Source organism: Sulfurisphaera sp. (assembly GCF_059755235.1).
Window position 1 is genome coordinate 1 of the sequence record NZ_DBPRYF010000004.1, and the last position, 9719, is coordinate 9719.

General features: G+C 32.7%; 11 protein-coding genes. 8 read left to right on the plus strand and 3 right to left on the minus strand.

What is annotated here, in order from left to right; all coding sequences use genetic code 11:
• Positions 1 to 140 precede the first annotated feature (140 nt).
• Positions 141 to 3029: a hypothetical protein gene (locus AC3OCB_RS00175; protein WP_498340117.1), complete on the minus strand. Its 2889-nt coding sequence runs from the start codon at positions 3027 to 3029 to the stop codon at positions 141 to 143.
• Positions 3030 to 3199: 170 nt separating this feature from the next.
• Positions 3200 to 3343 (minus strand): hypothetical protein, encoded by a 144-nt coding sequence (locus tag AC3OCB_RS00180; protein ID WP_498340118.1) that lies wholly within the window; start codon positions 3341 to 3343, stop codon positions 3200 to 3202.
• A 61-nt stretch (positions 3344 to 3404) separates the two neighbouring features.
• Between AC3OCB_RS00180 and AC3OCB_RS00185 the strand changes: the two genes are divergently transcribed.
• The 7 genes from AC3OCB_RS00185 to AC3OCB_RS00215 all read left to right on the plus strand — a co-directional run bounded on the left by AC3OCB_RS00185 (position 3405) and on the right by AC3OCB_RS00215 (position 8123).
• Positions 3405 to 4340, plus strand: coding sequence for a hypothetical protein (locus AC3OCB_RS00185; protein WP_498340119.1), 936 nt, complete (start codon positions 3405 to 3407; stop codon positions 4338 to 4340).
• 24 nt (positions 4341 to 4364) lie between these two features.
• Positions 4365 to 4595 carry a ribbon-helix-helix domain-containing protein gene (locus AC3OCB_RS00190; RefSeq protein ID WP_498340120.1) on the plus strand — a complete coding sequence of 77 codons (231 nt, stop codon included), beginning with the start codon at positions 4365 to 4367 and terminating at the stop codon, positions 4593 to 4595.
• Entirely contained in the window at positions 4592 to 5017 is a 426-nt protein-coding gene (locus AC3OCB_RS00195) for a type II toxin-antitoxin system VapC family toxin (protein ID WP_498340121.1), read from the plus strand. The genes AC3OCB_RS00190 and AC3OCB_RS00195 overlap by 4 nt, the downstream gene beginning before the upstream one ends.
• 76 nt (positions 5018 to 5093) lie before the next feature.
• Complete coding sequence (locus AC3OCB_RS00200) at positions 5094 to 5336, plus strand: hypothetical protein (protein ID WP_498340122.1); 243 nt, start codon at positions 5094 to 5096, stop codon at positions 5334 to 5336.
• A 284-nt stretch (positions 5337 to 5620) separates the two neighbouring features.
• On the plus strand, positions 5621 to 5899 hold the full coding sequence (locus AC3OCB_RS00205; RefSeq protein ID WP_498340123.1) for a hypothetical protein: 279 nt from the start codon (positions 5621 to 5623) through the stop codon (positions 5897 to 5899).
• Positions 5900 to 5973: 74 nt separating this feature from the next.
• Positions 5974 to 7107 (plus strand): radical SAM/SPASM domain-containing protein, encoded by a 1134-nt coding sequence (locus AC3OCB_RS00210; protein WP_498340128.1) that lies wholly within the window; start codon positions 5974 to 5976, stop codon positions 7105 to 7107.
• Positions 7080 to 8123, plus strand: coding sequence for a TIGR04053 family radical SAM/SPASM domain-containing protein (locus AC3OCB_RS00215; protein ID WP_498340124.1), 1044 nt, complete (start codon positions 7080 to 7082; stop codon positions 8121 to 8123). The genes AC3OCB_RS00210 and AC3OCB_RS00215 overlap by 28 nt, the downstream gene beginning before the upstream one ends.
• A gap of 263 nt (positions 8124 to 8386) precedes the next feature.
• On the opposite strand, the gene AC3OCB_RS00220 is transcribed toward AC3OCB_RS00215, so the two are convergent.
• Entirely contained in the window at positions 8387 to 9184 is a 798-nt protein-coding gene (locus tag AC3OCB_RS00220) for a hypothetical protein (protein ID WP_498340125.1), read from the minus strand.
• Between the two features lie 115 nt (positions 9185 to 9299).
• Here AC3OCB_RS00220 and AC3OCB_RS00225 point away from each other — a divergent pair.
• On the plus strand, positions 9300 to 9719 hold a 420-nt coding region (locus AC3OCB_RS00225), incomplete at its 3' end, for an aldo/keto reductase (protein ID WP_498340126.1).

Below are 9719 nucleotides of genomic sequence, written 5' to 3' on the forward strand. Positions count from 1 at the left end.
TAAATTCAAAAGGCTCTATGACTTTTTTCTCTCTGTACGCTTTGTAAAGGGCCTCCGCTTTTTCTTCGTACATAATAGAACTTGTCATAGTTAAAAGATTTAAACTTTTAAACATAGAGAGTGATTACGACATTTAGACTCTATCCTCCTAGAAAATGCCATATTCCAATATAAGGTATTAAGGACACTACAAACATTCTTTTATCATTAATATGTTTAGTCAATATCTCAAGCATTACAGAGTAATAGTTCTCCCTTGCATAATCAATAGCCTTTTCAAGTTCTTTTTTATCATTTTTAATAAAAGCGGAGATAATTCCAACTAACGCTTTATCTATCCCTTCTTGTTTGTTCTTTATCTGCCCCGCGATGAAATCGAAGAACTTACTTTTATCTTCTGAACCTAGTATTATTTCTGAAGCCATGTATATGATCAGGTCTAATGTAGTACCGCTTACTGTCTCAACTTTTTGATCTATACCTAAGATTTTCTTAGCTATAGAAGAGGCTATAAGCAAAGAGCCTTTTGCATCTTGTTCTACAAGATATTTGGTTAGTTCTCCTAGGTCGATTATATCATTTAGGACGGTTTTATATTCATACTTGCTACCAGAAATTAGAGATTTCATTAATTTTATTTGATAAATTTGTAGTAAATCTATAGCTTCATTATCTTTAATCTTGCCCTCTTTAATCTTATTCCTAATTCTGTTATACCAATTCATAATTAGCTTCTCTACTAGTTCGATTGTAGCCCTAGCTGACTCTTCTCTTGGGTGAGTTAAAAGAAGTGTATATCCTATTCCAGCGTCCAATCTATCTTTCAGTTCATCAATATAATCAAAAACTCCACCATTTATAGGAAAGAAATCTTTAAGATTAGGATCAATCTGGATCTCTTTATTGTTTTTAATTGATAAATAACTCTTCCTAAACTTATCATAGACATATGCGAGTTTTAAGAGGTCATGGTTAGATAGGGAATATATACCGAGAAATCCATAAGTTAAAACTGCCCATAAGGGGTTTTCAAACTGTAAACTGTCAGCATTTCCATCTAAGTAATTGATCAAAGATTTGACAAAAACTGAGTACTTAGTCTTATTTTCTATTTTCTCCAAAATTTTCTTCACTTTTTCTATTTCTTCAGTAGAATGTTTCAAGTAATTAAATAATATAACAGAGAGTTGATAAGGATTATTCTGTAAAATTAACTCGTTTTCTGAAATATCATCTAATAGGAATCGCACCCATTCTGATTTTCCGGCCTTCGCTACACTCGTTAGGTAATTTAAAGCAATTGAAGTACAGTTTTCATCATTGCTTTTCATTAAAACTATTTTTATCCTTCCTAATAACTCATAGGGAGATAAGGAGGAATTAAGAAGATCTTCACAGTACTTATGAACATCTATCTTTTCCTTTAAATTATTGACCACATAGGGGAGGATAATCCTTGCAAAAGCTAAGTTATTATCGAAATAGCTCTTTAACTCTTGATTAATAATAACTTTCTCTTCGTTTTCTATTACAGATAAATAGGAATATAGTTCTATTACATCGTCTATTGAAGTAATACTATTAGATATGTCTAAAGCTGTTTCCCTAATCAGTCTGTCTACATCTATTTTATCTATCGAATCTGTTCCATAATCTTCCGACTTGATAACTCTAAAAATAGTCTTAGACCTAGAAAACCATTTAATTATGCTGTCATTCTCCTCTATGTTTTTCCTTCCACTATTTTTAAGGAGTAGGATGGATATCTTCTCTGGGATTGGTGTGAAATATTTTTCATAAACCGCTAATAGGGGAGAATACCATAATACCTTGTTGGGGTCAGCATCAAAAATAACGTTGTATACATATTCCCAGTAATCCTTGTAGAAATGTTCTAACGCGTTAGTTATAGTGTCTTCAATATTATCTTGTTGATACATTACTATATAATGGACTGGAATCGAAAAGATCTTATCATCAAGTCTGAGAGTTAATCCTTTATTTCTTGATATAGAAAAAATGAATCTTGAGTCAACGTTTATCTTGTATCCCTTTGTTTTAAGCAGTGAATATAAATCATCTGTGAGAACTAAAAGTGTTTGAGAAGGATTTGAATTAGATAACTTTTGTATGCTTTTATACTCACCAGAAATATTGTGATAATCTACTGTGTTTATTGGAATCTTTAATTCTAAAGCTCTTCTTTTTACTAGCTCAGAAATAGTACTTTTACCAGTTTTTAGACTACCCTTTATTACTACGTTATTTCCCTTTTTTAACTCGGAAAGAGCCAAGTTCACAATGTCTACATATTCTGGATAATCTATTGGAGATACGTTTACTTCTTCAGTCGTTAGAGGTTCTAAATCTCCTATCTCTCTTTTACTTTCACCAGGTAAAAGGCCTAATGAAGAATCTATTAAGTAATAAATAATTTCTTTCCATATAGGAGATAGTTTTTCCCAATCGTCTTTCAGATTATTTCCTCTATATACTTTCTTTAGTAATTCTTTGGGAGAATTTGCCTCATTTTCTCCTATATAGAGAATCAATCTGAACTTGTTAAATGTGTTTAATGCCTCATCAATTTTATTATCTTTAGCAAGGGAAACTCCTTCTTTTAGCAAACTAGGTATGAAAGTTGCATATCCCCGTAATGTTACGAGAGAATAATCAAGGATTTTGTTAATATCTTTGTTAACTTTTTTACTTACGTAGTTTATTGCATTGTAAGCTGAAATGGTCAAAACATTGCCTCTAACGCTTAAGTTACCTTTACCAAGTTTATTTTTACCTAGAATTAAATCAATTACGTAATTTCGTCCTACTATTTTATAATTCGCCTTAGACTTAATGAAATCCCTCCAGTTATGTAAATCGTCTATGTTTTTGAATTCATTAGGGACATCAATACAGTCGCTACAGTATTTTTTCACTACTCTTCTTCCACCATAAGGCATAATTCTAATAATCGCCTTATCTCTCTCTAGCAACTGTAAAAGTTGCTGAGAAGACGCAATTTTTCTCATATCTTGAGTATTTTGAAATACAAGGTATAAAACTATTAGCCAAATTCCTTACATGAAGAAAGAACAAGACCTAATATCTTAGGTTCTCATTTATTTATCCAAAAAGAAATGAGTATATAATGAGTGAAGAAATAGAGCGTTTCCCAGATCACGTCATTTCTAGTTACTTCTCAATCTACGGTCTGGGTTGGCTCTAGGTGTGGTATCATCAGCTTCAACCACACCGCATGGAGCCCAGTCGAGGCTAACGCCATGAGCCTCCCATTTGAGGTTTTTACTGTCAACTCCTCTCTCCACGCATAGCGCATCATCATGAGGAGTTTCATACAGCTTTGCCTCAAAAACATTTATAGTGGTTGAAAGTATATTAATTTATTGTTATATCGGGAAGAGCCTTGGGGAGTTAACGTACCTTTTATTTACTTAGCCACAATTATGTTTCTTCTAGGGGGTTTATCACTTCATTATCCAATTCTATCTCATGCTTATTTGATGACAATAGGAGCTTATGCGTTGTATTTTGGGATGATACAAAGATTATTCTTCCCTGCAAAGAAGTACTTAACTACACATGTTCTCTCCTTGATTCTATTAAGTATCCCGCTTTCACACTATTTCCAGTTTTTTGCATCAATAGCACTTATAATAACTGAAGTCTTGGCGTTAAAAGACGTAAAAAGTTACGGAAGTAAATTTGTAGTAAACTTGTTAGTTCTTTCATCTCCATTTCTATCAGCTGTCATGTGGTTCCTTTTCTTAAACTATTGGAGTTTAACAATTCCTATCTTAGTTTATGTCATAGGTGTAAATATAGGGGTTTTTACTGCAACTTTAGGAGCGAAACCATTCTTTGGGAAAAACCAAATACCTATACTTTTACTTAGTCTATTGGCAATAGCATTTCAATTCTTTCTACCAATTACTTTAATTGTTTACTTCCTATTTTTATTTAGAAAAAGAGTTCATAAAACCCTCAATATTACCTCTCTCTCGATAATCATAACCACGTTATTGCTTACTTTTTCTTCTTTATATCTTGGAGATTACACTCACGCATTTTATCTAGGTGTCATGTTTCCGTTATTTTTCTCATGCATAGCATATTCCACTGCAAGGTATAATCATAGTAAAATAGTTTACATAACACCAATCCTTATTCTCTCATATCTTACTAGGTTTATCAACTTAGAGTTATCAAGTCTTTTTCTACCACTAGCTTATCTATATTTCCTTTATTTGATCAAAGACACACTAGGTATCACTGGAATTAAACTAGGTCTTTCTACTAGGTACTTAAAGAGAAAAGCTTAATAGTATACTTGAAAAGATATACATGTGAGCGAAGTTATACCTGTAAGACTAAAAAGAGAAATAATAAAAGAGGTTGATGAGTTGGTTAAACTTGGTTTGTTTTCGTCAAGAAACGAAGCTTTGAACTTCCTTATCTCACAAGGTCTAAGGGAAGTAGATTTGTTGAAAATTGAAATGGAAAAGTCTAAAGAAGTAAAACTTCCATTATTAGATAAAACGTTAGATGACTTTTTGAAAGAAAGGGACAGATTTTGAAATATTTTGATACTAGCGTTATTTTATTACCAATATTAAAAGATCCTAGGAGAGAAAAAGCATTAAAAGAACTAGAGGATGGAGGAGTAACTTCAGAACTTGGACTAGTTGAACTAGTTAGTTATTTATCAAGAAACATAAATGATGATCCTTTACCTTATGCAATAAAGTTATTGAAAGAGTATAATATCATAGTAAAGAGTGTAACAAACCAAAAGCAGACTTTTCTAGGTGAGATAAACAACGTAATGTATTTTGCTATAAACATTGCAAAAGAAGTAAAGTTAAGGACACTTGATTTACTGCATTTATCTTACGCGGTACTTTTAGGAGTAGATGAGTTTGTTACGGCTGATAAAGAATTTGAGAAAGGTCTCAAATTTCTCTCAAGAAACGGAGTAACGCTAAAGATAGTTGACTGAAATTAACGATGTTAATTATTTTATGTCTTAAAGATTAGGAAAAACGTTTATAATAACTCTTTGAGAGAGGTTTACTATGAAGAAAAAAGAAGTAAGCCTATTCCAAATCCTTGATCCTAAATACAAATTTGACCTAACACTTTACTTAGACTACGGAATAATTACATTTAACTCACTTTCAGTTGAACAACTTGCATCTTTGCTTTATCCTTATTTCAAGAGATTCAGCATAAAAGCTAGTTTAAATGGAACTGAGGCAACTTTAGTTTTCCATAAAGGGAACAAAAGGGTATATGCATCAATATCTATTATAGACTAATTCAATTTACAAGTCATTACACATTGTAAGCATTTTACTTAATTTGTATCTTTTATATTTGATCGATAAACATAAATTATAATCGAAAAGAAATCATTTTTATAAGTCTTTGCTAGTGCTTTTTAAAATTAACTCTTAAAGTTAACATATTTTCTACCTTATTAACTTAAACACTATTTTAAAATTTTACTTTAATAATACCTTATATGTTAAAAAGAATTCAATTTTAAGAGATTGTTGACAAAGGAAAATAATTCAAATAAGAGAGAAAGCAAATAGATACTATGGAAAGCGTATTACCAAGTTACTTATACGATATACAACAAGTATTATCTCTAATAAAATACAATATGAAAACAGAAGTAAAACTAGATTATAAAGATCCTGTCCGGCTACAAGAACTATATGAGTTCCTAGACGATCTATTGAATATGATAGAATTTATGTCAGCTTATAAGCTAGTAGATTTAAAAGATGAAGAAGTAAAAGATGTTAAAGATAAAATAAGGAAAAATATGGAACTAATCTCAGAGAGTATAGATAAACTGATGTACGAAGCATAATTAACAATGTTAATTGATTTTTTGCCTTATTATTTAGGATGGGAAATTTAAACTTTGTATTATATCTATCATTTGTGATACCTGTTAGTGTTATGGTTACCGGAAGAGGTACTGTGTCTTTTCAAATAAAGGGAGAATATAACACAAAAAACCCTAGTAAGTTTAGCCAAGTTTTTAGACCAGTAATAACATGGAACCTGACTTACAAGTGTAACTTGAGATGTCTACATTGTTATATAAACGCTTCTCCAGAAGGTGAAGAAGGTCTATCAACGGAAGAAGGAATTAGGCTAATTGACCAAATGGCTGAAATGAAAATTCCGTTACTTATTATGAGCGGTGGAGAACCTCTAATGAGAAGAGATTTCTTCGATTTAGCGTCTTACGCTTCTCAGAAAGGGTTAAAACTTGCACTCTCTACAAATGGGACTTTAATAAGTGAGAAATATGCTCAAAAACTAAAGGAAATAGGCTTTTCTTACATAGGAATAAGCCTGGATAGTCCTTATCCAGAGTTCCACGATAAATTTAGAGGCGTTAACGGTGCTTTTGACCTCACTGTTAAAGGAATAAGAAATGCGATCGATGCTGGGCTTAATGTAGGTCTGAGATTTACGATTACGTCAAAGAATATTGATAATGTAGACGATTATATCAAACTAGCAATAAAACTTGGGGTAAAAAGAATCACGTTTTATCATATTTCTGCAAGTGGAAGGGGAAAGGAACTAAAAGATTGGATGTATAACAAAAAACAATACGAGATTTTCATGAACAAGCTTATCAATTACGCAAAAGAATTAAAAGGACAAATCGAAATCGAAACAACATTAGCTCCATACGACGGGATATACATTGGTAAACAGTTAGCAATAGACGAAAAAGAGATGGAGAATTATCTACGCTTTGTCGAGAATTCTGGGGGATGTGGAAGAAAAATGATCTCAATTTATCCTAACGGAGACGTCTATCCTTGCCAATTTATAGACTTTTACAAACTAGGTAATGTTAGAGAGAAACCACTAAAGGAGATAATAGTCAACATTCCAGATATTTTTGTAAACACTGATAAGTACTTAACAGGGGAATGTGCTACGTGTGAATTTAAGAAATATTGTAAAGGAGGAGATAGAGCAAGAGCATATTATTGGTCTAACAGCATATATGGAGATGATCCTTTATGCCCTTTGAAAACGCCCCACATTTAATATTTTGGGAAGTAACAAAAGCTTGCCCACTTACTTGCAAACATTGCAGGGCAAGCTCAATAGACAAACCGCTACCAGATGAGTTAACAACAGCTGAAGGAAGGAAACTCCTTGAAGAGATTGCATCTTTTGGAAAAGTCGTGGTAGTATTTACTGGTGGAGATCCCTTATCAAGAGAAGATATATTTGATTTAATGGATTATGCCAAATCCCTTGGGTTAATAGTTTCACTAGCACCCGCACCTTCACCTAGGTTAAATGATGATACCATGAAAAAGATAAGAGAAAGCGCTCTTTATATGTCAATAAGCCTAGACGGATATAAGCCAGAAACTCATGACTGGCTTAGAGGATTAGGAAATTATAAGTATGCGATAAACGGAATCAAACTTGGACTAAAATACGGCTTGCAAACTCAAGTAAACACTTTGGTGTGGAAAAAGAGTTATGATGAACTACCATACCTAGCTAAGTTGCTGAAAGATTTAGGAGTTAAGGTTTGGGAAGTGTTTTTCTTGATCCCGGTAGGTAGAGGGACTGTAGAGTTGGATATACCAAGAGAAAAGTACAAAGATGTTGTAGATTTCCTGGTGGAGACTTCAAGATATGATCTTGTTGTAAGAACTGTAGAAGCACCTTTCTTTAGAAGGGCAAAATTAGAATATAACGTAAGTGATAATGAGCTAATTAGAAAATTAAGAGAACTCCTAGGAGAAGCTAAAAAACCAATTGACAAAAGTATAATGCCTACTAGAGATGGTGCTGGAGTACTCTTTGTTGGTTATAATGGAGACATTTATCCTAGTGGATTTTTACCAATAAGACTTGGCAATGTAAGAAATGATAGCATAGTTGATGTATATAGACATTCAGAATTGCTAAACATGATTAAGGCAGGGAAACTAAAAGGAAAATGCGGAATATGTGCGTATACAAGTGTCTGTGGAGGTAGTAGAGCTAGAGCTTATGCTGTGTATGGTGATCCATTAGCAGAAGATCCGGCATGTCCTTACTAGCTTGTTCAAGTAAATACTTATTCTAAGATAACTTGTTCCTTCTACAAAGGACAGATCATTTCTCCTTGTATTTTGTTACCTTTATGACAACTAAATGATATAAAAGAGACCAGAAATTACGTGAAAATAAGAAAAAGAACCTCGGGCTTTTAGTAGTAGCACTTAAAAGTTAGATAGGGTCAAACTCTTAAACTTATTTGTTTGGAATAAAAACAATGTTGTATTAACTAGCTTGGAAATATTATCAATAATTATAGAATGGGCTAAACTTCACCTATTATTTTAGTAAAAAGTTGAAATGCTTGTGATGATTGTGCTTGCATAAATACTAAGTATTGGTCTTTCATTCCCACTATATAGTAAACATTACCATAGTAGGTTGAAGTGCTTAAGTTAAAGTATTTAGCTCCGTCATACGTAGTTACTGTAACGTTATTAGGAGCTGTTGATAGTAAATAATTAAACAATGAACTAATGTTATATGAACCGTTAGCCTTTACAAGGTCAATTGACGTATAGGAATTATTATAAATCAATGTTTCAAAATAAATTGTATAGTTCTGTGATGTTTGATTACCGAAACTTAAAAGCATGGAATTTTTGCTCACTGCTATAAGAAAAGGTGAAAGCATTGGAGTTAGTCCTTTCTGACTTTTTAGCGTTTTTACCTCTAAGTTTTGGATGTTCTGTAAATCGAAAGCACTTTTGTTTCCAGATATATTGGCAGATACAAGATATTTACCGACTTTTATCCCTTGAAGTGTAGATGAGCCATTTAAGTTGAAAACTGAAAGTATTATTGTTTGATTTCCGTTTTGTATGTACTCTTGATATAAAGCCTTGACTCCAGGGTATTGCTGTTGCAAAGCTGTTGTATAGTTGTTTTCATACAATCCAGTTATATTCCATCCATTTCCTAAAACGGAAGAAACTTGAGCTTGAGCTGGAAATACCACTTGGCTTACTTGTCCTACTGGATGACCTACCGGATGAAATAATAGAAGCGCACCAATAGCAACTAAAACAACTGCTACGATAACAACAAAAATTGAATTCTTCATGACTATTATACACTCTTTGACTTAAATAAATCTATTCAAACCATCCCTATTTAGAATTCCATAAGTTGCTTCTAACTCCTGATCTCTTTAAATACACTGGTGAAAACTTAAACATATGAAGAAGTTTAAGTGGTTCTCTATTTCTGAATTAGCTTTAGGAACTTGGATGATGGGAGGAGGTTTCTGGTCTTCAGATTACTCTAACAACGAGAGAGATATAAAAGCCATTAGAAAAGCTATAGAACTTGGAATAACTGCGATTGATACTGCAGAAATGTATGGAAATGGACACGCTGAGGAACTTGTTGGCACCGCAATAAAAGATTTCAAAAGAGACGATCTTTTCATAATCACAAAAGTCTGGCCTAATCACGCTAAATATGAGGACGTAATAAAATCGGCCTTAGCTAGTTCTAAAAGACTAGGAACGTACATTGACTTATACTTGCTGCACTGGCCTTCAGAAGTGCCAATATGTGAAACCATAAAGGCTTTTGAAGATCTTGTAGATAGAGGAGTAATTAGATTCTTTGGC

Excerpts from the sequence above, each read along its gene's own strand:
- AC3OCB_RS00220 (WP_498340125.1), bottom strand. The coding sequence starts at position 9,184 with ATGAAGAATTCAATTTTTGTTGTTATCGTAGCAGTTGTTTTAGTTGCT.
- AC3OCB_RS00175 (WP_498340117.1), bottom strand. The coding sequence starts at position 3,029 with ATGAGAAAAATTGCGTCTTCTCAGCAACTTTTACAGTTGCTAGAGAGA.
- AC3OCB_RS00200 (WP_498340122.1), top strand. The coding sequence starts at position 5,094 with ATGAAGAAAAAAGAAGTAAGCCTATTCCAAATCCTTGATCCTAAATAC.
- AC3OCB_RS00215 (WP_498340124.1), top strand. The coding sequence starts at position 7,080 with ATGCCCTTTGAAAACGCCCCACATTTAATATTTTGGGAAGTAACAAAA.
- AC3OCB_RS00205 (WP_498340123.1), top strand. The coding sequence starts at position 5,621 with ATGGAAAGCGTATTACCAAGTTACTTATACGATATACAACAAGTATTA.
- AC3OCB_RS00180 (WP_498340118.1), bottom strand. The coding sequence starts at position 3,343 with ATGATGATGCGCTATGCGTGGAGAGAGGAGTTGACAGTAAAAACCTCA.